The sequence below is a fragment of the Vibrio sp. Vb1166 genome, from assembly GCF_033338695.1.
GTDB lineage: Bacteria > Pseudomonadota > Gammaproteobacteria > Enterobacterales > Vibrionaceae > Vibrio > Vibrio alginolyticus.
The window spans coordinates 1-23503 of record NZ_JAWOTE010000031.1 but is presented as its reverse complement, the minus strand read 5'-3'; the positions used below and the strand labels follow the sequence as shown (position 1 = coordinate 23503).

18 protein-coding genes, 1 tRNA gene and 1 rRNA gene are annotated in these 23503 nt (G+C 46.3%); 14 read left to right on the top strand and 6 right to left on the bottom strand.

The features are described from left to right. Nucleotides 1–47 precede the first annotated feature (47 nt). From R7E51_RS21130 to R7E51_RS21110, 5 genes are all read left to right on the top strand, one after another. The gene (locus R7E51_RS21130; RefSeq protein WP_005382373.1) at nt 48–311 is read left to right on the top strand and encodes a DUF4212 domain-containing protein; all 264 of its coding nucleotides are present in this window, start codon (nt 48–50) and stop codon (nt 309–311) included. 12 nt (nt 312–323) lie between these two features. After that, a complete protein-coding gene (locus R7E51_RS21125; protein WP_005382372.1) occupies nt 324–2051 on the top strand; it encodes a sodium:solute symporter family protein in 1728 nt (575 codons plus the stop codon). A 108-nt stretch (nt 2052–2159) separates the two neighbouring features. After that, nucleotides 2160–2642: a hypothetical protein gene (locus R7E51_RS21120; protein ID WP_005382371.1), complete on the top strand. Its 483-nt coding sequence runs from the start codon at nt 2160–2162 to the stop codon at nt 2640–2642. A 199-nt stretch (nt 2643–2841) separates the two neighbouring features. Beyond that, nucleotides 2842–3219, top strand: a complete 378-nt coding sequence (locus R7E51_RS21115) for a hypothetical protein (RefSeq protein ID WP_005382370.1) — start codon at nt 2842–2844, stop codon at nt 3217–3219. Nucleotides 3220–3236: 17 nt separating this feature from the next. Further along, nucleotides 3237–4622 (top strand): class II fumarate hydratase, encoded by a 1386-nt coding sequence (locus tag R7E51_RS21110; RefSeq protein WP_005386369.1) that lies wholly within the window; start codon nt 3237–3239, stop codon nt 4620–4622. 90 nt (nt 4623–4712) lie between these two features. On the opposite strand, the gene R7E51_RS21105 is transcribed toward R7E51_RS21110, so the two are convergent. Both R7E51_RS21105 and R7E51_RS21100 read right to left on the bottom strand, forming a co-directional pair. After that, nucleotides 4713–8144: a hybrid sensor histidine kinase/response regulator gene (locus R7E51_RS21105; RefSeq protein ID WP_154204972.1), complete on the bottom strand. Its 3432-nt coding sequence runs from the start codon at nt 8142–8144 to the stop codon at nt 4713–4715. Between the two features lie 135 nt (nt 8145–8279). Further along, entirely contained in the window at nt 8280–9467 is a 1188-nt protein-coding gene (locus R7E51_RS21100) for a 3-phenylpropionate MFS transporter (protein ID WP_206958404.1), read from the bottom strand. Nucleotides 9468–9700: 233 nt separating this feature from the next. Here R7E51_RS21100 and R7E51_RS21095 point away from each other — a divergent pair, with 233 nt between their 5' ends. The 9 genes from R7E51_RS21095 to fis all read left to right on the top strand — a co-directional run bounded on the left by R7E51_RS21095 (nt 9701) and on the right by fis (nt 19495). Next, complete coding sequence (locus R7E51_RS21095) at nt 9701–11527, top strand: DUF294 nucleotidyltransferase-like domain-containing protein (protein ID WP_206958406.1); 1827 nt, start codon at nt 9701–9703, stop codon at nt 11525–11527. A 33-nt stretch (nt 11528–11560) separates the two neighbouring features. Continuing rightward, nucleotides 11561–12190 (top strand): 3'-5' exonuclease, encoded by a 630-nt coding sequence (locus R7E51_RS21090; RefSeq protein ID WP_005382363.1) that lies wholly within the window; start codon nt 11561–11563, stop codon nt 12188–12190. Nucleotides 12191–12427: 237 nt separating this feature from the next. After that, nucleotides 12428–14380, top strand: a complete 1953-nt coding sequence (gene acs / locus R7E51_RS21085; RefSeq protein WP_005386359.1) for an acetate--CoA ligase — start codon at nt 12428–12430, stop codon at nt 14378–14380. A 303-nt stretch (nt 14381–14683) separates the two neighbouring features. Further along, nucleotides 14684–15133, top strand: a complete 450-nt coding sequence (gene aroQ, locus R7E51_RS21080; RefSeq protein WP_005382360.1) for a type II 3-dehydroquinate dehydratase — start codon at nt 14684–14686, stop codon at nt 15131–15133. Between the two features lie 61 nt (nt 15134–15194). After that, on the top strand, nt 15195–15656 hold the full coding sequence (gene accB / locus R7E51_RS21075) for an acetyl-CoA carboxylase biotin carboxyl carrier protein (protein WP_005386355.1): 462 nt from the start codon (nt 15195–15197) through the stop codon (nt 15654–15656). A 14-nt stretch (nt 15657–15670) separates the two neighbouring features. Continuing rightward, nucleotides 15671–17014 (top strand): acetyl-CoA carboxylase biotin carboxylase subunit, encoded by a 1344-nt coding sequence (gene accC / locus R7E51_RS21070; protein WP_005382509.1) that lies wholly within the window; start codon nt 15671–15673, stop codon nt 17012–17014. Nucleotides 17015–17179: 165 nt separating this feature from the next. Beyond that, nucleotides 17180–18067: a 50S ribosomal protein L11 methyltransferase gene (prmA, locus tag R7E51_RS21065; protein ID WP_005382507.1), complete on the top strand. Its 888-nt coding sequence runs from the start codon at nt 17180–17182 to the stop codon at nt 18065–18067. 139 nt (nt 18068–18206) lie between these two features. Then, nucleotides 18207–19175, top strand: coding sequence for a tRNA dihydrouridine synthase DusB (gene dusB, locus R7E51_RS21060; RefSeq protein WP_005382505.1), 969 nt, complete (start codon nt 18207–18209; stop codon nt 19173–19175). Nucleotides 19176–19198: 23 nt separating this feature from the next. Further along, nucleotides 19199–19495 (top strand): DNA-binding transcriptional regulator Fis, encoded by a 297-nt coding sequence (gene fis, locus R7E51_RS21055; RefSeq protein WP_000462885.1) that lies wholly within the window; start codon nt 19199–19201, stop codon nt 19493–19495. Nucleotides 19496–19569: 74 nt separating this feature from the next. On the opposite strand, the gene R7E51_RS21050 is transcribed toward fis, so the two are convergent. The 4 genes from R7E51_RS21050 to rrf all read right to left on the bottom strand — a co-directional run bounded on the left by R7E51_RS21050 (nt 19570) and on the right by rrf (nt 23494). After that, nucleotides 19570–20727, bottom strand: coding sequence for an MFS transporter (locus R7E51_RS21050; protein WP_206958409.1), 1158 nt, complete (start codon nt 20725–20727; stop codon nt 19570–19572). Continuing rightward, nucleotides 20724–22295 carry an ABC-F family ATP-binding cassette domain-containing protein gene (locus tag R7E51_RS21045; protein WP_206958411.1) on the bottom strand — a complete coding sequence of 524 codons (1572 nt, stop codon included), beginning with the start codon at nt 22293–22295 and terminating at the stop codon, nt 20724–20726. Before R7E51_RS21045 ends, R7E51_RS21050 begins: the two co-directional genes overlap by 4 nt. Before the next feature lie 928 nt (nt 22296–23223). Beyond that, nucleotides 23224–23300: transfer RNA gene (locus R7E51_RS21040), tRNA-Asp, on the bottom strand. A gap of 77 nt (nt 23301–23377) precedes the next feature. Continuing rightward, a 5S ribosomal RNA gene (gene rrf / locus R7E51_RS21035) occupies nt 23378–23494 on the bottom strand. Nucleotides 23495–23503: the final 9 nt, after the last annotated feature.

Below are 23503 nucleotides of genomic sequence, written 5' to 3'. Positions count from 1 at the left end.
TATTGAAACATTTCATTAACAACAATACCAATCGTAAGGAGACGGCAATGGCATTTGAAAGCGAAGAAAGAGCCAAAGCCTATTGGGACAAAAACGTGAAGCTCATGATCGGCCTAATGGTCATCTGGTTCGTCGTGTCTTTCGGCTGCGGCATTTTATTTGTCGACGTACTAAATCAATTTCAACTAGGCGGTTACAAACTCGGTTTCTGGTTTGCTCAACAAGGCTCCATCTATGCCTTCCTAGGAATTATTTTCTATTACGCATGGAAGATGCGCCAAATTGACCGTGAATTCGGCGTGGACGAATAAGGAGTCACTCAGATGGATTTGAAAACTATTACCTACCTGGTCGTTGGCGCCACGTTCATCCTGTACATCGGGATTGCTATTTGGGCTCGCGCCGGATCAACCAAAGAGTTTTATGTTGCTGGTGGCGGTGTAAACCCGATTGCAAACGGTATGGCAACCGCAGCCGATTGGATGTCCGCAGCGTCGTTTATCTCAATGGCAGGCTTAATTGCCTTCATGGGCTATGGCGGCTCAGTATTTCTAATGGGTTGGACTGGTGGCTACGTTCTGCTTGCGCTGTTGCTAGCACCTTACCTACGCAAATTTGGTAAGTTTACGGTGCCAGAGTTTGTTGGTGAACGCTTTTACTCCAACACAGCACGTATCGTAGCGGTTGTTTGTCTTATCATCGCATCAGTGACTTATGTTATCGGTCAGATGAAAGGCGTGGGCGTTGCGTTTGGTCGCTTCTTAGAAGTGGATTACTCCACCGGCCTATTAATTGGTATGTGTATCGTTTTCATGTACGCGGTTCTTGGCGGCATGAAAGGCATCACTTACACGCAGATTGCTCAATATTGCGTACTCATTCTTGCTTACACTATCCCTGCAATCTTTATCTCTCTGCAACTCACTGGTAACCCAATCCCACAAATTGGTCTGGGGAGTACCATGGCTGGTACCGATGTCTATCTACTCGATCGGCTTGACCAAGTGGTGACCGAACTCGGATTCAGTGAATACACGACCCAAGTACGTGGCGACACACTTAATATGTTTGTCTACACCATGTCACTGATGATTGGTACTGCCGGTCTACCACACGTAATTATCCGTTTCTTTACCGTGCCGAAGGTTCGCGACGCACGTACATCAGCAGGCTGGGCTCTGATCTTCATCGCAATCCTTTACACTACTGCACCAGCGGTATCAGCGATGGCTCGCCTCAACCTAATGAATACGGTAAATCCAGCTCCGGGTCAGCACCTAGCGTATGACGAGCGTCCTGCGTGGTTCAAAAACTGGGAAACAACTGGACTACTCGGTTTTGACGATAAAAATGGCGATGGCAATATCCAATACACTTCAGATGCGTCCACCAACGAACTGCGCGTTGATAACGACATCATGGTATTGGCTAACCCAGAGATCGCTAAACTACCAAACTGGGTGATTGCACTTGTGGCAGCAGGTGGTCTTGCAGCTGCACTATCTACCGCAGCAGGTTTACTACTCGCCATTTCTTCAGCTATTTCCCATGACTTAATCAAAGGGGTTATCAATCCGAACATATCCGAGAAAAAAGAGCTACTTGCTAGTCGAATATCAATGGCAGTAGCGATAGCAGCCGCAGGCTATCTCGGTTTAAATCCGCCTGGATTTGCCGCAGGTACGGTAGCACTCGCCTTTGGTCTTGCCGCTTCATCCATCTTCCCTGCATTGATGATGGGCATCTTCAGCAAGAGCATCAACAAAGAAGGCGCAATCGCCGGTATGATTGCAGGTATCAGTATTACGCTGTTCTACGTATTCCAACACAAAGGCATTCTTTTCGTCGCTGATTGGAAATATCTAGAAAGCTGGGGAACAAACTGGTTCCTGGGTATTGAGCCAAACGCGTTTGGTGCTATCGGCGCACTATTTAACTTCATTGTTGCATTCGCTGTATCCAAAGTAACTGCAGAAACGCCACAAGAAGTAAAAGACCTAGTCGAACACGTTCGCGTACCAGTAGGTGCTGGTAGTGCAGTGGATCACTAAAAACTAATCAAAACCACAAAAGCCCCGTTTGGAACCAGCCGTCCGGGGCTTTTTTATTCTCACTTTTCAGTTACCATATTCGCAGTATGTCGTTGCAAGGAAGCCAAGATGTTCAAAAACAAGCACTTTATTCTCGCTCTACTGATTGCGCCAGTTCTCTCTTTGATCGCTTACTTCGGTACCGATATGGCCCTCAGCGAGAAACCCCACGCGGCGCAAGAAGGGGAAACTTACAAACTCGCGAGTAAGTCTAATTGTCGTTACACCAGTGGTCTGTGTGATATGGAAAATGGCGATTTTAAAGTGAAATTTCGCTCTGAAAAACTCACTAAAAATAACTTAGAATTGTCACTCAACGCCGCTTACCCACTCGAAGGGGTTAAAGTTTCTATTGTGAGTGACAAAGAGAAAAACGCTCAACCGATTGATATGAAGCCCGCCGATCAAGCAGGCCAAAGCTGGTACATCACCTTACCAAAGCCTGCATCTGCAGAAAGCTGGTTAAGAGTCGTCATTCAATCAGGCGGCACACTGTATTATGGTGAAACACAAACCGCATTTGTGAAGTACGAAACCTTATTTACTGAATAACGGCGACAAGCTAATTCACCGGTATTCAAACGACAGTGACTTAGTTTCACTCAGCATAAATGAATTCCTACTCAGCCGACGCCTTTGCTTCGGCTTTTGTTTCCGTAAGTCTTTCTTCAACAACCTCTTACTCTAAAAAGGGTTGCCAACCCACAACTTAATTGATAATAATTATCATTACATTTAATGAGAGGTGGTTATGGACAACAAACGGGACATCTTTAACGCATTTTTTAAAGCCCAAGATAGATTCCTTCTCGCCGCACCACATGGCTTTGAGCCAGACGTGATTCATGACTATATTCATTGGGGAATGGTGTTGTCTTCTTGTTATGAACACGATGCCGATGAAGAAAATCTATTGTTGTGTGAGCTGTTTTTACGTCAGGTTTATTTCCATTTACTAGACGCAATTCAAGACTCAACTCGCAGCCGTATCTTCCGTCGTGTCTGTCTCGATTCTATCCATACGCCATTATTCTGCCTCAAACGCTATTACTACCAGTTTGAACAAGGCGACGTGAAATTTCTCGCACTACAACAACAATTACGCCTGATTCAAATCTCACTCGATTAACCAAAAGGATCCCTACCATGAGCACCGAATTCCGCATAGAAACTGACAGTATGGGCGAAGTAACGGTCCCTGCAGATGCTCTCTACCAAGCCCAAACTCAACGCGCCGTCGATAACTTCTCATTCAGTCAACATAAAATGCCATCTGGTTTTATCAAAGCGTTAGCACACATCAAGCAGACTGCGGCACTCACCAACGCACAGCTAGGGCTGCTTGAAGGAGATATTGCCAACGCGATTGCTGACGCAGCTCAAGCAATTATCGAAGGCAATCATATTGAGCAATTCCCAATTGACGTGTTCCAAACAGGATCAGGCACTAGCTCAAATATGAATGCGAATGAAGTAATTGCAACACTGGCCTCCCAGCATCTAGGCGGCACTGTTAGCCCTAATGATCACGTCAACATGGGGCAAAGCAGCAACGATGTGGTACCGACGGCCATTCAAGTTAGCGCAGCATTAGCCATCGAAAAACAGCTCTTCCCGGCCCTGTCACACCTCAGCCAAACACTAGAGTCTAAACAGCAAGCATTGAAAGATGTTGTAAAAACCGGTCGCACCCACTTAATGGACGCGATGCCAATTACCTTTGCTCAAGAACTTGGCGGTTGGCAGTTCCAAATCGAGCATGCAAAACAAGCGATTGAACAAACACTTCCTGCTGTAAAAGCCTTAGCCCAAGGTGGTACGGCGGTTGGAACGGGGATCAATGCCGATCCACGCTTTGCAGACTTATTCGCTAGCAACCTAACCCAATCAACTCGCATTCAGTTCACGGCCAGTGATAACTTCTTTTTCAATTTAAGCAGTCAAGATGCGATCGTCGCTCTGTCGGGACAGCTCAAAACAGCAGCAGTTGCGATCATGAAGATCGCAAATGATCTTCGTTGGATGAATTCAGGCCCATTGGCTGGTTTAGGTGAAATTGAATTACAAGGCTTGCAGCCGGGTTCTTCCATCATGCCTGGCAAAGTAAATCCTGTGATCCCAGAAGCAGCAGCTATGGCATCAGCGCAAGTCATTGGTAATGACACCACCATAACCGTCGCAGGCCAAGCGGGCAACTTCCAGCTTAACGTCATGCTGCCAGTTATTGCTCATAACGTATTGGAGAGCATCGAGTTACTCTCTAACAGCGCAACCGCTTTAGCTGACAAAGCCATTGCGACGTTTGAAGTTCGCCAAGATAACTTGGATGTAGCACTCGCCAAAAACCCAATTTTGGTCACGGCTCTCAACCCGGTCATTGGTTACCTAAAAGCGGCAGAAGTCGCGAAAAAAGCCTACAAACAGGGACGCGCGATTATTGATGTCGCGGAAGAAGAAACTGATTTGGATAGAGCCACACTAGAGCGATTGCTTAATCCAGCCAAACTGACCCAAGGCGGCGTCGCAGAATAAACGGCAAACTCAGCCTATCAACTAAGATTACAAACATCGAGACCTCCATTCGGAGGTCTCTTTTATAGCGATTTTTCAAACACTCCAATCCTAAGCGACTCGATTGAGCACCGAACGCAGCTTAAGCGGCTTAACTGGCTTAGCAATAAAGCTGAACCCATTTGCTTTGATGCCATCAAGCATATCATCGGTACGATCTGCACTGATGATGACGCCTTCAAAGCTGTGGCCTAATCTCAGGCGGCATTGCTGTAACACTTCTAAACCAGTACGACCATCATCAAGTCGGTAATCGGAGAAAATTACATCCGGAATCCAACCATCCTCAAGCGCTTGTAGACTTTCAACTAAATCAATCGCAACTCGTGTATCGCAACCCCATCGGGAAAGTAAGTTTTCCATGCCGACTAGAATGTCAGGCTCATTATCGACACAAAGGATTCTCAGATGACCGAGTTCAGATTGCTTATTCATCGCCACGTGAACTGGATGAGGCTGAACATGATCAGCTTTATCTAGGGTGATGGAAAAAACACTGCCTTTTCCAACCCAAGAGCGCATCGAAATTTCATGCCCAAGTACCTGAGCAATTCCTTTCGAAATCGCCAAACCAAGTCCGAGGCCTTGGTCGGAACGAACTTGAGTTCCGCGATTAAACTCTTCAAAAATCTCTTGCTGCTTCTCTTCTTCAATCCCCACTCCATTATCCCATACATCAATACGCACTCGCCCTTTCACGCGGCGAACACCGAGTGCGACTTTGCCATTCGGGTTATAACGAAACGCATTGGTCAGGAAGTTTTGCACCACACGGCGCAGCAGTTTGGGATCCGACTTAACCATGAGTGAGGACGGAATCATCGTGAACTCTATACCTTGCTGTTTGGCTAACGCACTAAACTCAGCATTCAAATTCGATAACACATCATTTAACGCAAAGCCATGCACGTTGACTTCCAACTTGCCCGATTCCAAACGCGAGATATCCAGCAAATCTCCAATTAAGTCTTCGGCAGCCTCTAAAGCACTTTCAATGTGTGCTGACAGCTTTTTGGCTTCGCTGTCTTTGGCGACTTCCGATAGTGAAGAAGCGAATAGACGCGCCGCGTTGAGCGGTTGCATCAAGTCATGGCTTACTGCCGCCAAGAACCGTGATTTGGACTTCGATTCCAAATCCGAGCGCTGCGTCGCTTCCACCAGTTGCTTGTTAAGTTGTTCTAATTCTCGAGTCCGCAGACGTACCCTTTCTTCCAATGTCTCGTTGGCGTCTTTCAGTGCTTGCTCTGCATCACGGAATACGGTGATGTCGGTAAAGCTCATCACAAAGCCACCACCTGGCATTGGGTTACCTTGCACCTCTATCACGCGACCATCGGGACGAACCCGAGAAGAGGTGTGCCGAGTCCCTTGCTCAAGGTGATAAACACGGCGACGGACGTGGTCATCAGGGTCACCAGGGCCACACAACCCCTGCTCTGCATTGTGCCGAATCACATCCGCAATCGGTCGACCTACTTGAATCAGGCCTGGCGGAAATTCAAAGAGTTCTAAATAGCGTTGGTTCCACGCTACCAAGCGTAGTTGCTTATCGACGACCGCAATACCTTGTCCAATATGCTCAATCGCGCCTTGGAGTAAACCCCGACTAAAATCGTACAGTTCAGAGGCTTCATCGACGATAGTCGCCACCTCTTCAAGCTGCATGTTTCTTCCTTGCAGAGCGGAAGTAAGCACTAACTTAGCAGAAGATGCACCAAATACCCCTGCCAGCACACGCTCCGTATGCCGAATCAGAGAAGATGGCGCTTGCTGATTCGGCATTAACTCTTCTCGTTGTTGGCTCCAGTAGGCTTGAAACGCCGCTTTAACTCGCGTTCGTCCTACAAATCTGGATGCTAGCATTTCCAGTTCTGCAACCGTAACGCGGCTCTGGTACAGACTCATATTTTCGCTTTCAGGCAACGGTGTACCAACGAATGATGCCGATTGTAAGCGCTCACTTAGGCTTGGTCGGGTAGCCATAGAAACCACAACAAAACACACTGCATTAGCGACCACGCTGAGGATCATCCCCCAATCTGAAATCGCGATATCAAAGCTAGCCAATACCTCTGGTGGCGTAATCAACCAGATCAGGAAGTTATTACTGGCGTCTCCGGCAAGCATGTCTGTTTGGCTCATTAACGTAATCAACCAGGTAGCAAAACCCACCGCGAGGCCAACATACACACCTTTCTTATTCCCTTGACGCCAATACATACCGCCAACCAGCGCAGGAGCGAATTGCGTGATAGCCGCGAACGATAGAAAGCCGATAGCAGAAAGTGAATGAATGGTGTCCAACGCTTGATAGAAACACCACGCGCCAATCAACAAAACTAAAATCAAACCACGGCGGATCCGCAGTAATAATTCAGAAAAATGGTGATGGTTACGCTGCGTCAGTCGCATGCGACGCAATAGCAATGGCATAACCAAGTCATTCGAGACCATGATCGCTAAGGCAATCGTCGATACGATAACCATGCCACTTGCCGCTGAAGTACCGCCTAGAAACGCAAGCAAGGCGATTTCACTCGCCCCTACCGACATCGGCACACTGATGACATAAGTATCAGGCGAAGCGCCACTCAAGAGACCTTGCCCTACCCATGCAATAGGTAAGACAAAAATCCCCATTAAGATCAGATAAATGGGGAACAACCAACGCGCCACGTGCAAATCTTGAGCACGTTCATTTTCCACCACCATCGTATGGAATTGTCGCGGAAGGCAAACGATCGCCAGCATCGTGAGTACAGTATGAATCAATATAGTCGGGATATTTGGTGACTGATACGTCTGTGCGGCAACATCTATTAAGCTCAAACTCTCGGTGTTCATCGCCAACCAAACAATGAAGACACCAACCACTAAAAAAGCCAGCAGTTTGATAATGGATTCGAAGGCAATTGCCATCATCATCCCACGATGGTGTTCCGTGTTATCAATGTGGCGGGTACCGAATAGCATCGTAAAAATCGCCAATGCGACCACAACAAACCACGACACGCTATCGTTTTGATAACCAAAATCAGTAGCCAGCTCTGGTGCAATGATTTCAAGCCCCATAGTGATACCACGCAGCTGTAAAGCGATGTACGGCAAAATTCCCGCAACCGCTATGAGCGTAACAACCACGGCCAAACCTTGGGATTTACCGTAGCGTGCTCCGATAAAGTCAGCAATCGACGTGATGTGTTCCCGTTTAGCAATCAAAATAAGCCGAGCTAAAACGCGCCATCCGATGGTAAACACTAAAATGGGGGCGATATAGATGGGCAAGAAAGACCAAGGATTACTGCTGGCTTGCCCGACCGTGCCGTAGAAGGTCCACGATGTACAGTACACCGCAATGGAAAGGCTATAAATCCAAGGCCGCCAGCGCGCTAGCCACCTTTTCTGAATGTCGCCGTACCACGCGATGATAAATAAAGCTCCCAAATACGCTAAAGAAACGGGAACCACCAGCCATCCTTGCATCCGATATCCTTTCTTGCCTTTCTTGCTACTTTTAAAGCAAGAGAATAAAAAAACCTCTCCATGAGGGAGAGGTTTCATTTAACACTGCTTTGATAACGGAGACAAAGCTTAGTTTTTAACCTTTGTTACATAAGTCTAATTCTGTGTTTCAAGTGGCTTGTCTGATACATCAACCACCTGATGTGGGTCTTGCGAATCAAGCTTGATGAACAGAGCCAATAACCCCATCGCGGCCATGCCCCAGAACACAAGCGGTCCCCAGTGCTCATAACCCCAGCCACTCAATACGGTCATTAACGCGATAAATGCGCCCAACGGAATCGCGTTATACAACGCTTGCAACGCTACGATCTTATTTTCTTTGGAGTTTTGGATATATTGGATCGCGGCAATGTGTGCGGTAGCGAAAGTCACACCATGCAATAGTTGAACAATCACCAAAGCAATAATTGATGTTGTCGACGCCGTAATACCCCAACGCATCATTACACCAACGGCAGCAGCAATAAACAGCGCGCGTATTGACCAACCTACGAATAAGCGCTTACTCAATGCAAACACTGCCACTTCTGCGGCCACTCCTAAGCTCCACAAGTAGCCAATGACATCTTCCGAGTGACCAGCGGCCTTCCAGTGAATCGCACTAAAGCCGTAGTAAGCCGCATGACTGCCCTGAATTAGTGACACCAACACTAAGAATTTTAGTATCGGCTTGTCGGTCAAAAGAGCGGTCAGCTTTGGACGTTCTGCGCTTTGCCCACCGTGCGTTACAGGCATTGGGTTAGTCGGTCGCATAGCAAACAGCAACGAGATAAACACGCCGAACATCGCAGTGTACAAGATCATATCGGAGCCAAATTCAGCCACCAGGTAGCCCACTGCCGTCGAGCCTGCGATAAAGGCGATCGAACCCCATAGCCGCGTGCGGCCATAATCGAGCATTTTCAGACGAGCGTAGTAATTTGCCATCGCGTCCGACAACGGAATAATCGGTCCACAACAAAGATTGAACAACACTGTCGCTAGTGCCATTAACCAAAAGCTACCACCCGTAAAAAAGTGAAATCCAACAAAAAGGAGGGCAGCGAAACTCAACCAACGTAAAGCAGGCATAAGATGTTCGACTTTGTGTACTCGTGGGGTGATCACGATATTGGCAACACAACGTGTCGCAAGGCCTAACCCGACCAGCAAACCGATATCTGTCGAAGATACGCCCTGATCCTTAAACCAAAGTGACCAAAATGGCAGATACACGCCATACGCAAAGAAGAATCCGAGAAAGTACTGGGAAATCCAGCCATACGGAGAAGGTTTCAACATTACTAATATCCTAAAACGGGAACACCAACGTTCGAGCCGGGAATTATGGATCGCCATGCGTATTATAAAAAGGGAAGAATAAGAAACTTATCGTTTCCTCGATGGAATACTAACTTTGCGACATTTGGCATCTTCAAGCGAAAACATCGTAATTTAGACCAAAGTCGTCTGGCTTCCGGTAAGAAATTTGTCAGACTTAGAGAGTGTTCCTTCCATCATTATTGGGTGTTCTCATGCCTGACAAATTTAACATGCAATCTCCACCGTTCGATCGCTTAACTGAAGCACAACAAACGCGACTGCGATCGTCTCTGGACGTCGCCTACTATCGAGCTCGAGATGTTATTTTATCCTGCGGACAGAAGAACCCCCACTTACATATTCTGATCAAAGGCGCGGTAGAAGAGCGCTCCAACGATCAACAGGAAGTGTTCGCACATTATGCCAACGACGATATGTTCGATGTACGCTCGTTACTTGAAGACAAGGTACGTCATCACTACATCGCGCTTGAGGACACGCTCTCTTACCTACTGCCGAAAGAAATTTTCCTTGCCCTTTACAACGAAAATGGCCAGTTTGCAGCCTATTTCGATAACAATTTATCGAAACGGCAAGAGCTCATCGAAGCGGCCCATCAACAGCAAAACTTAGCGGAGTTTATTCTCACTAAAGTTGACCGCAGCATTTATCACCCACCGATGATCCTTGAACCAAATACACCAATTAACGAGGTAACACGTTCCTTAAAAGAAAATGGGATTGACGCTGCATTGGTTCAACTCCATGGCGATGATCCACGATTGGAAAAATGGCCATCAGCCCACCCGTACGCAATAGTGACTCGTACTAATATGCTGCATTCTGTGATGATAGATGGTTGCGCGCTCGACACACCAGTGGGTGAGATCGCGAGCTTTCCTGTTTATCACGTTGATGATGGTGACTTTCTATTCAACGCCATGATCACAATGACCAGAAATAGAATGAAACGCCTCATGGTATGTGAAGGCAACCGAGCCGTCGGCATGCTGGATATGACCCAAATTCTCAGCGCGTTTTCAACCCACTCTCACGTGTTAACGCTCAGTATTGCTCGAGCAAGCAGCGTGGAAGAGCTCGCTTTGGCCTCAAACCGCCAACGTCAATTGGTCGAGAGCTTATTGAAAAACGGCATCCGCACTCGCTTCATCATGGAGCTGATCTCAGCCGTAAACGAACAAATTATCGAGAAAGCGTTCGAGTTAGTGATACCACCAGCCTTGCACGACCATTGTTGCTTGATCGTACTCGGCTCTGAAGGCCGAGGAGAGCAAATTCTCAAAACCGATCAAGACAATGCCCTGATTATTCAAGATGGTTTGGAATGGCCTCATTGCGAACAAGTGATGCGATCCTTCACACACACCCTACAACAGCTCGGTTATCCACTTTGCCCTGGTAAAGTGATGGTTAACAACCCGAAATGGGTCAAAACACAGCAAGAATGGATAAGCACCCTAAACCACTGGATAGCTAAAGCCGAACCAGAACAAATCATGGACTTAGCCATTTTCAGTGACGCCCATGCTGTTGCTGGGAATTGCGAGCTGCTGGCTCCAATTGCGGCGCATCTTCGTAACACAATGAAAGATCGCATGTTGATATTGTCTGACTTTACTCGCCCTGCCTTGCAGTTTTCTGTGCCCCTAACTCTGTTTGGCAACGTAAAAAGTGCTAAAGACGGATTGGACATTAAACGCGGCGGTATTTTCCCAATTGTACACGGCATTCGCACCTTGTCTTTGGAATATGCCATTGAAGAGAAGAACACGTTTGAGCGCATTGAAGCTCTGAGAAATAAGCGCATCTTAGAATCCGAAACGGCAGATAATCTCAACGAAGCACTGAAATTGTTCTTTAAACTTCGCCTTAATCAGCAACTCAAAAAGCAAGAAGCGTTGAATAACATTGATATTAAACAACTGGATAGAACTGAGCGTGATTTGCTTCGCCACAGCTTACATGTGGTGAAGAAATTTAAGCAATTTTTAGGCTTCCATTATCAAATTCGTGATTAACCCTGATTTTCATAAATCACAGAGGCGTAGGCAATGAACTGGTTACAACGCAAATACTGGCACTACAAACTGAAAGGTTCGCCTTATCAGTCGCTGTTTTGCACGCCAGATAAAACAGAATACGTCTCTCTTGACTGCGAAACCACCAGCCTTGACCCAAATCGCGCCGAGCTGGTGACTATTGCAGCCACCAAGATCATCGACAACCGCATCATCACCAGTCAACCATTTGAAGTCCGCTTACGCGCGCCGCAATCGCTCGACTCAGGCTCGGTCAAGATCCATCGAATTCGCCACCAAGACTTAGTCGATGGCATCAGTGAAAAAGAGGCTCTGCTCGAGCTGCTCGACTTTATCGGCAACCGACCACTTGTGGGCTATCACATTCGTTACGATAAAAAGATCTTAGACCTTGCTTGTCTGCGGCAACTTGGCTTCCCACTTCCTAACCCACTTATCGAGGTCAGTCAGATTTATCACGATAAGTTGGAACGACATTTGCCGAATGCCTATTTCGACTTAAGTCTGGATGCCATTTGTAAACACCTCGAACTTCCTATCCAAGACAAACACGACGCCTTGCAAGACGCGATTTCTGCCGCTTTGGTCTTTGTCCGCTTAACGAAAGGCGATTTACCCAACCTAACCGCACCGTATACATAAAAATCAGTTGACCTAGCTCCCAGAAATACTTTTGTTTCAGCGATTTCCCGGCGCTTCTATCACTCTCATCCTAAAGTCTAATTGTGGAAATACGCGCGGTGACTGACAGTTATAAGCACAACGTCGTCATTACCACGACCAAGTTATTTAGAACCAAAAAACAGCCCTACAAAAATATATTCAAAATCTTATCTAGATTGGTGTAAGGCCGAGAAATAAGGCACAAGGAGAGAAGCCATGAGCGAAGCCCACGTTTATCCGGTAAAAGAAAATATTAAAACTCATACACACGCGGATAATGATACTTACTTAGCCATGTATCAGCAGTCGGTAACCGATCCAGAGGGCTTCTGGAACGAACACGGCAAAATCGTTGATTGGATCAAACCTTTCACCAAAGTAAAAAGCACTTCTTTCGACACTGGCCATGTTGATATTCGCTGGTTTGAAGATGGCACACTGAACGTCTCGGCTAACTGTATTGACCGTCATCTTGCAGAACACGGGGATGACGTCGCCATCATTTGGGAAGGCGATGATCCAGCCGACGACAAAACACTCACTTTCAACGAACTGCACAAAGAAGTGTGTAAATTCTCCAACGCATTGAAAGAGCAAGGCGTACGCAAGGGCGACGTGGTGTGTCTATACATGCCAATGGTGCCAGAAGCTGCAGTGGCTATGCTCGCTTGTACCCGTATTGGTGCGGTTCACACCGTAGTATTTGGCGGTTTCTCACCAGAAGCGCTATCCGGCCGTATCATCGACTCTGACGCTAAAGTCGTGATCACCGCAGACGAAGGCGTACGTGGCGGACGCGCTGTTCCACTGAAAAAGAACGTGGATGAAGCACTAACCAACCCAGACGTAAAAACCATCAATAAAGTCGTCGTGCTTAAACGTACAGGTGGTGATGTTGAATGGCATGAACACCGTGATGTTTGGTGGCACGAAGCAACAGCCAACGTTTCTGACGTTTGCCCACCAGAAGAGATGAAAGCCGAAGACCCGCTGTTCATCCTCTACACATCTGGCTCGACAGGTAAACCTAAAGGCGTACTACATACTACAGGCGGTTACCTCGTCTACGCGGCAATGACCTTTAAATATGTCTTCGATTATCAACCAGGAGAAACCTTCTGGTGTACCGCGGATGTGGGCTGGATTACAGGCCATACTTACCTAATTTATGGTCCACTAGCGAACGGGGCCAAAACCATTCTGTTTGAAGGTGTTCCAAACTACCCAAGCACGGCTCGTATGAGTGAAGTGGTTGATAAGCACCAAGTGAACATTCTCTACACTGCGCCAACCGCTATTCGTGCACTAATGGCAAAAGGTAACGAAGCGGTAGCAGGGACATCTCGTTCAAGCTTACGTGTGATGGGTTCAGTAGGTGAGCCTATCAACCCTGAAGCGTGGGAGTGGTACTACAAAACGATTGGTAACGAGAGCTCGCCTATCGTTGATACTTGGTGGCAAACAGAGACCGGCGGTATCTTAATTGCACCACTACCAGGCGCAACAGATTTAAAACCAGGCTCAGCAACTCGACCATTCTTCGGAGTCCAACCTGCACTGGTTGATAACATGGGCAACATCATTGAAGAAACCGCAGCAGAAGGTAACTTGGTGATCCTTGATTCATGGCCAGGTCAGATGCGTACTGTTTATGGCGACCACGAGCGCTTTGAACAGACCTACTTCTCAACCTTTAAGGGAATGTACTTTACTAGTGATGGGGCTCGTCGTGACGAAGACGGTTACTACTGGATCACGGGCCGTGTTGATGACGTACTAAACGTGTCGGGTCACCGCATGGGTACCGCTGAAATAGAATCGGCTCTTGTCGCACATCATAAAATTGCTGAGGCCGCTATTGTGGGCATTCCGCATGATATCAAAGGCCAAGCTATCTACGCTTACATTACCTTGAACGATGGTGAATTCCCGTCAGCAGAGCTACACAAAGAAGTGAAAGATTGGGTGCGTAAAGAAATTGGTCCAATTGCAACACCAGATGTACTGCACTGGACGGATTCCTTACCGAAGACTCGTTCTGGTAAGATCATGCGTCGAATCCTGCGTAAAATTGCAACGGGTGATACTAGCAACCTCGGAGACACATCAACGCTTGCCGATCCGAGCGTTGTAGATAAACTTATCGCAGAGAAAGCAGAATTGGCATAAATTCAACCAACTGTTTTAAAAGCACTTTAAAAACCGCCATCACTCATGGCGGTTTTTTGCTTTAGTGCACAAATTGGCCACACAAAAAATATGGCAATTATGTTGTTTTTGTTAACTTGGTTACAGAAACGAGAGTGGCTATTAGGAGATTAGACCAGTAAATTGCTGCTAATTGCTATGAATTAGCTATAATCTTGGTCGATTTTTTAAAATTTGCTCGGTTTTAACAAAAAAATCGTGCTGAACTATCGTATATTTGGGAATATAAACGTTCCACTCACGATAAGGGAAGATAGCAACACAATGTCTGCAAAGTCACGGATTCTTGTTCTAAACGGACCAAATCTTAATCTATTGGGTCTGCGCGAACCGACACACTATGGTCACAGTACCTTAGCTCAAGTTGTGGATACTCTTACAGAGCAAGCCCATAACGCTGGGGTAGAACTGGAACACCTACAATCAAATCGTGAGTACGAACTGATTGAAGCCATTCACGCTGCCTATGGCAAGATTGACTTCATCATCATCAATCCAGCGGCTTTCACTCATACTAGTGTGGCGCTGCGAGATGCATTACTTGGCGTCGCCATCCCATTTATTGAGGTGCACTTATCAAATGTGCACGCACGTGAACCATTCCGTCATCACTCTTACCTGTCAGATAAAGCAGAGGGTGTGATTTGCGGTTTAGGCGCACAAGGTTATGAATTTGCTCTGTCTGCAGCGATCAATAAGCTACAGGCAAAGTAACCCTAACACTCTGCAACCCTACGAGGGTTGTCTTAATCACAAGATAAAAGAGAAAGAAAAGATGGATATTCGTAAAATCAAGAAGCTAATTGAGTTAGTTGAAGAGTCTGGCATTGCTGAGCTAGAGATCTCTGAAGGTGAAGAGTCAGTGCGCATCAGCCGTCATGGCACTGCAGCCCCTCAAGCACCAATTCACTACGCAGCAGCTCCAGCGGCGGCACCTGCTCCAGTAGCAGCGGCACCAGTAGCGGAAGCGCCAGCAGCAGAAGCTCCAGCAGCAACACCTGCAGGTCACCAAGTTCTTTCTCCAATGGTTGGTACTTTCTACCGCTCTCCAAGCCCAGACTCTAAAGCATTCGTAGAAGTGGGTCAGAAAGTAAATGCTGGCGATACTCTATGTATTGTTGAAGCAATGAAAATGATGAACCAAATCGAAGCGGACAAATCTGGCGTTGTTACAGCAATCCTAGCTGAAGACGGCCAACCAGTTGAATTCGACCAACCTCTTGTTGTAATCGAATAAGCGGGGCTTGCCTTATGCTAGACAAAGTAGTCATCGCGAACCGAGGTGAAATTGCACTTCGTATTCTTCGCGCTTGTAAAGAATTAGGTATTAAGACCGTCGCTGTTCACTCAACAGCGGACCGCGATCTTAAGCACGTACTACTCGCAGACGAAACCGTATGTATCGGCCCTGCTCGTGGTATCGACAGCTACCTAAACATTCCACGCATCATTTCTGCAGCAGAAGTGACTGGTGCTGTGGCTATCCACCCAGGTTACGGCTTCCTGTCTGAGAACGCAGACTTCGCAGAGCAAGTTGAGCGCAGTGGTTTCATCTTCGTTGGTCCAAAGGCAGACACTATCCGCCTAATGGGCGATAAAGTATCTGCTATCAATGCAATGAAGAAAGCAGGCGTTCCTTGTGTACCGGGTTCTGACGGCCCTCTAGACAATGACGAAGAGAAAAACAAAGCATTTGCTAAGCGCATTGGTTACCCAGTAATCATCAAAGCATCTGGCGGCGGCGGCGGTCGTGGTATGCGTGTTGTTCGCGCAGAGAAAGACCTTATCCAAGCTATTGCAATGACACGTGCTGAAGCAAAAGCGGCGTTCAACAATGACATGGTTTACATGGAGAAATTCCTAGAAAACCCTCGTCACGTTGAAGTTCAGGTTATTGCTGACGGTCAAGGCGGCGCAATCCACCTTGGTGAGCGTGACTGTTCAATGCAACGTCGTCACCAAAAAGTAGTGGAAGAAGCTCCAGCACCTGGTATCACAGAAGAAATGCGTAAGTACATCGGTGAACGCTGTACTCGTGCATGTATCGAGATCGGTTACCGCGGCGCAGGTACGTTTGAATTCCTATACGAGAACGGTGAGTTCTACTTCATCGAAATGAACACTCGTATTCAAGTAGAGCACCCAGTAACAGAGATGGTTACTGGCATCGACCTAATCAAAGAACAGCTTCGTGTTGCAGCGGGTCAGCCTCTGTCATTCACTCAAGATGATATTAAGATCCGTGGCCATGCGATTGAGTGTCGTATCAACGCAGAAGACCCTGAGCGCTTCCTACCATCTCCGGGTAAGATCGAGCGTTTCCACGCTCCTGGCGGTATGGGTGTACGTTGGGAATCTCATATCTACACAGGCTACACAGTACCACCTCATTACGATTCAATGATTGGTAAACTGATCACTTACGGTGAGAACCGTGATGTAGCGATTGCACGTATGAAAAACGCACTGGGTGAGATGATCATCGAAGGCATCAAAACTAACGTGCCACTGCAATTCTCCATTATGAATGACGAAAACTTCCAACACGGTGGTGCAAACATCCACTACCTAGAGAAGAAGCTTGGCTTACAATAAGCCTAAGCAAACGTCTTAAAAAATGCCCACTCCCGTGGGCATTTTTGTTTTATATGTACGCAAAGGGCTCAACATATAAATCGGCTTATTTGGGTATATACTCAAACAAATCGTAGAGTTCTGGTAAACTCTGCGCCACTTCATTCACTTTAAGAGCAAAAACCAATGCCTTGGATTCAAATCAAACTCAACGCGACCAATGAAAACGCTGAGCAAATCGGCGATATGCTAATGGAAGAGACTGGCGCGCTGTCTGTTACATTCTTAGACGCGCAGGATACACCTGTATTCGAACCTCTACCTGGCGAAACTCGCTTATGGGGCGATACTGATATTCTGGCACTGTATGATGCAGAAGCAGACACTAACTTCATCATCGACCAAATTAAAGCGAGCAATATGCTGGCTGACAATTTTGCTTACAAAGTAGAACAGCTTGAAGATAAAGACTGGGAACGCGAATGGATGGAAAACTTCCACCCAATGAAATTTGGTGAACGCCTATGGATTTGCCCAAGCTGGCGCGACATTCCAGATCCTGACGCTGTTAATGTTATGTTGGATCCAGGCCTTGCATTCGGTACGGGTACTCACCCTACAACAGCACTTTGTCTTGAGTGGCTAGAAAGCATGGACTTAAGCGGTAAGACCGTTATCGACTTCGGTTGTGGCTCAGGTATTCTTGCGATCGCAGCGATCAAACTGGGCGCTGAAAAAGTGATAGGGATCGACATTGATCCTCAAGCCCTGCTTGCTTCAAAAGACAATGCTGAGCGTAATGGCGTTGCAGACAAACTAGAAGTTTACTTACCGCAAAATCAACCAGAAGGTCTCGTCGCTGACGTCGTTGTGGCCAACATCCTTGCGGGACCTTTACGTGAACTTGCACCTATCATCAAAGGACTAGTTAAGCCAAATGGCGACCTCGCTATGTCCGGCGTATTAGACACTCAAGCTGAAGATGTTGCGAACTATTACCGTGACGAGCTTCACATTGACCCGATTGTTGAGCAAAGTGAATGGTGTCGCATCTCTGGTCGTAAGCAAGGCTAGACAAGGTTTTCAGAGCTAATTGTTTGAAATTCATACAATTTACAAAAACAATTTGTAAATGCTCAAATATTAGTCTTTTCACGCAGTGAAAAAATGCGTAAAATGCGCGCCCTTGCTGGTACAGAACTGTGATGACGTTTTGAAAATCGGAAACTATCAACTTAAGAACAATCTAATCGTAGCCCCTATGGCTGGTGTAACGGATAGACCGTTTCGCGAGTTGTGTCTTCGCTATGGTGCGGGAATGGCCGTCAGTGAAATGATGTCTGCTAACCCAAAACTATGGGGAACGTCAAAGTCGAAACAGCGCATGGTACACGAGGGCGAATCGGGCATTCGCTCTGTACAGATTGCGGGTTCCGATCCACAGCTTATGGCGGACGCAGCTCAATTCAGTGTTGAGAACGGTGCACAAATCATCGACATCAACATGGGCTGCCCGGCAAAAAAAGTGAATAAGAAGCTAGCGGGCTCTGCTCTGCTTCAATACCCAAACATTATCGAAGAGATTTTGAAAGCGGTCGTGAATGCAGTGGACGTTCCTGTAACGTTAAAGACTCGAACTGGCTGGGATACAGACAACAAGAACTGTGTCCAGATCGCTAAATTAGCCGAAAACTGCGGCATACAAGCTCTTGCTCTGCATGGCAGAACGAAAGCATGTATGTACAAAGGTGAGGCCGAATATGACAGCATTAAAGCGGTAAAAGAGGCGATTTCAATTCCGGTTATCGCGAACGGTGATATCGATAGCCCGGAGAAAGCCAAATTTGTACTGGAGTACACCGGTGCAGACGCTTTAATGATTGGACGCCCTGCCCAGGGTCGTCCTTGGATTTTCCAGGAAATCCATCACTATTTGGAAAACGGCACCACAATGGAGGAACTTCCAACTGAGGAAGTGAAAACCATTATGCTTGGTCATGTAAATGCTCTGCATGAGTTTTATGGGGAGTTCTTAGGTCCACGTATCGCGCGCAAGCACGTTGGGTGGTACCTGAAAGAGCATGAACAGGCAAGTGAGTTTCGCCGTACCTTCAACGCTATCGACGCAGCTCCGCTGCAAATTGAGGCGTTAGAAGGTTATTTTGATAACGTTGCATCATAATTAAGAGAAGAGCTAGACCGAATATGTTCGAACAAAATCTGACTTCAGAAGCATTAACAGTAACTACAGTAACGTCACAAGACCAGATTACTCAGAAGCCTTTACGTGACTCTGTTAAAGCGTCTCTTAAAAACTACCTTGCTCAACTAAACGGCCAGGAAGTAACAGAACTATACGAATTAGTTCTAGCTGAAGTTGAACAGCCACTACTAGATACTATCATGCAGTACACTCGCGGTAACCAAACTCGCGCAGCAACTATGATGGGTATCAACCGCGGTACTCTTCGCAAGAAACTTAAGAAATACGGCATGAACTAAGACCGTTTTTCAAAAAGTATTTGGAACAAGCCGTTACCTTTTTAGGTAACGGCTTTTCTTTATCTACTAAAACACTACGAATAACGCTCACTTTGTTCAGTATTACCAACTGGCTTTAAGATAACTACTGCTGAGCCAAACAATAGCAAAGCCACGAAAGCGACCCATTCATTGCCTATAGAATACGCGAAGCCCGCCAAGGCAGACCAAATCGCGACACCAAAGTGCATCATACTCATTCCAAAAGACATTAACACACCTCGATATTCATCAGATAAGCTTGCGATATGTGCTTGTAATGCCGGAGAACCAACCCCTCCAGCGAGAGACCAGAGCACTAGAGCTGGAAGATAAGCGGTCACCGTACTCATCTCATTTGAGAACACCCATGCACTGCAAGGTATGCACACCATTAAGGCCACTCGCATAACGGCTCGAGAGCTACCAAGCCAGCGATAAGCTCTCGCCACGCACATATTTCCAACCACACTCACGATCCCTAGAGCTGCATAAATAGCGCCCACCCAACCGAGCGCCAAATCGCTGGTATCTCGAATATGAAGGCCTATCAGGTTAAATACACCAATACCTCCCCCTAGGCCTAAACACATCGCTAGAATCGCTCTCAACGCGCCTGGAAGATGAATGACGTCTGCGATAGGTGGCAGAGTATCTGACTTCTTGGACTCATTATGCTTGTTGTTCATGAACACTACGATCATGGCACTGACAAGAAGAGCCGCAACGCCCAAAATAATAAAAGCGGCACGCCATGATAAAAGCTGGGTCAACAATGCTCCGATCGCCGGGCTGGTTATCATACCTAGCGTTAATCCCGCCTGAACCATCACAATTTGACGCATCGCTCTATTACCCTTCGCGTCTCCCGCTAACGCGAATGCAATTGGCAACATGCCTGCACTTGCAATACCAGTGATCACTCGAGTTGCAATAGCAAGTTCAAAATCATGAACTATGCCCGTCGTAATAGACGCAACCCCAAATACAAAGCAAGCAGGCACCATGATTCGAATACGCCCAACTCGGTCTGATAAACGGCCCAAGTAAGGAGCGAAAATTGCTATGGCTAAACTATATGCCGTAATAAATAAGGTCACCTGACTCGGTTGAACACTTAAATCATTTCCGATAGGTTCAAGAATAGATCCAAGCATCAACTCATCAGCACCAACAAGAAAAGCAACGAGAAATAGGATCATGGACTGCATCATAGCTCCACCTCCTGTTCTGTTTTCGATTCAGCACAAGTGAGCAACGAAATATCTAAAACTCTATCAGGCCAAGATTGCAAAAATGCCTTCTCATGAGATACCACAATCACGCTACCGGAAAAGCGCTGGAGAGCCTCTTTAAGCGCATTTTTGCTGCTGCTATCCAAATGTGTTGTTGGTTCGTCCAACAGCAAAACATTGCATTTCTGAACCGATAAACAACACAGTTTCACCCGAGTTTGCTCACCACCGCTCAATGTATCTAAGTGGCGCTGCGTCTTATCCCCCGTGATCCCAAAGCGAGCTAATAGCTTGCGTGACTCTTTGCTTGAGATTGTTGGCGCACAAGAGCACAGCTCCTGTTCAGGCGTGTTCTGAGGATGGCGCCAAGACAAATCTTGAGAAAAATAACCAATCATTGCACCTTTTGCCAATACCACCTCACCAGAGAGTGGCTCGATCTCCCCCATCAGGGTTTTAAGTAAGGTCGACTTACCTACGCCGTTAAAGCCAGCAACAACCAACTTTTCCCCGCGCGCTAACGTGATATCAAATACTGGAAGCAGAGGCTGCTGATAACCGATCATCAACGCTTTTGCGTCAATCACATTCGGTTGCCCAATGGGCTGGTAAGCAAAGTCAAACATCGATACTTTCTCTACATTATTCAGTTGAATACGTTCGATTTTATCCAGTTTTTTCTTACGCCCTTTAGCAAGACTCGCGTTAACTCCAGCGCCATTTTTGGCAATAAATTGCTCTAACTTTCGAATTTCATTTTGCTGAGCCTTATATTGCTTTTCTAACAAAGCACCGTCGTGATGCTTTTGCTGCATTGCTTTGACATAAGTGCCGCTGTATTTTCGGACCGTTTGATAATCAATATCACAAATACTGGTCGCTACTTGATTAAGGAAGTCAATGTCATGAGAAACCAGTAAAACAGTGCCAGTGTAATCATTGAGAAACGCGACTAGCCATTCAATGTGCGGAGCATCAAGATAGTTTGTCGGCTCATCAAGAATTAACACATCGGGGTTGCGAAGTAACAACCTGCCTAAAAGGACTTTGTGTCTTTGACCGCCACTTAGCGAGACAAGCGGTGTATCTAAGCCAAATTGATAAATACCAAGACCTACAGCAACTCGTTCAATTTTGGTATTAATTGCATAGAAGTCTTCATCTTCTAAATATGCCTGTAGCCGAGCGACTTGGCTTAAAAGAGATGTAGAGTGAGACTCGGTCATCGCATGATACAAAGTCCAAAGCTTTTGCTCTGCAGCGTATAAACTCTCAAAAGAGCCCTTTAAATACTCATGAACTGTCAGCACATTATCGATCTTAAAATGTTGTTCTAAATACCCCACCTCAAGGTTTGGTAACCATTCAATGCAGCCCTTATCTGCAGATAATTCACCGAAAAGCAGTTTCAATAAGGTGCTTTTTCCAACACCATTCGCTCCGGTGATACCTATTTTCTCTCCCACGTTAATACGAAAGGTCACGTTGTTGTATAACGTCTTATCAGCTATCTGATAAGACAAATTTTTAACTTGTAAAATACTCATGTTTTCAACCAAATAAAAAAGGGCCGGTGATCAATACCGGCCCTTATTTCAATACTGGGTAATGCTTTGTAGCTGCTTAACAGATACAAAAAGGCCGATGATGAAATATCACCGGCCATCTCTTCTCTTTTATCAGGTGTACAAGCTCCTGCGTATAACTTCAGCGAAGCTACCCACACATAAAACACCTGATGAAGATTAATTTAAGACTCCGAGCAACACTTCATCGCGTTTTTTGCATGGAGTTCAGCCTTCTTACAAAGCTTTTAAACAAGAGATATAACATGATTTACTGTTGAAAAAATATTCGATGTGAAGCGTACACCTTTAGAATAAAAAGTACCAGATAATTATTAAAACTATCGTGACTTACACGAAGGTCCACAGAAAGAAGACTTTTCCTCAGTCAATGTACCAGGTGAACTGCTTACTCAGCAAACACAGCTATGAAAGCACCTATACCGCTCACGTTATACGTACGTAGTGGTGGCTTTGAAGGTTGGAGAGGGTTAGAGGGAAGAAGTAGCGAATATACTTTAAGACACTGGCTTAAATAGGTCGACAAAACAAAATCCATGTTTGGAAAGTTTTAAATGCGCTGAGTTTATATTAATAAGCGCCTATGGCTAAATCAAAACATCTAAAGCAGAGAAATCTCCCCCGAAAATAACATAACCTATTGAATAAATTTTCCAGGTAATAATAAAGGAAGCTTTGGTAAGTTAAGCACAGGGGCTCAAAACTAGCGCTCGAGACTGCAGGAACCACACAAAACTGCGTTCCACTTCACTCATGACAGGGCTTAGAAAGCATAACCAGAGGGAAGCCTACCTCTCGATGCAAGGTTTCAATATGAAAGTGGGTTTAAGGTAAGTCGGTTAACCAAAACGAAAAAAGCCTCAGTCTTTCGACTGAGGCTTAATATAAGTGGCGGAGTGGACGGGACTCGAACCCGCGACCCCCGGCGTGACAGGCCGGTATTCTAACCAACTGAACTACCACTCCGCAGTGGCATCACTCGCTTTGATAAGCAAGCGTCCGCTTTTGTCTTCACTTTTCGAAAAAGTGAAAATAAAACTAAAGCCTGGCGATGTTCTACTCTCACATGGGGAAGCCCCACACTACCATCGACGCTATTTCGTTTCACTTCTGAGTTCGGCATGGAAATCAGGTGGGTCCAAAACGCTATGGTCGCCAAGCAAATTCTT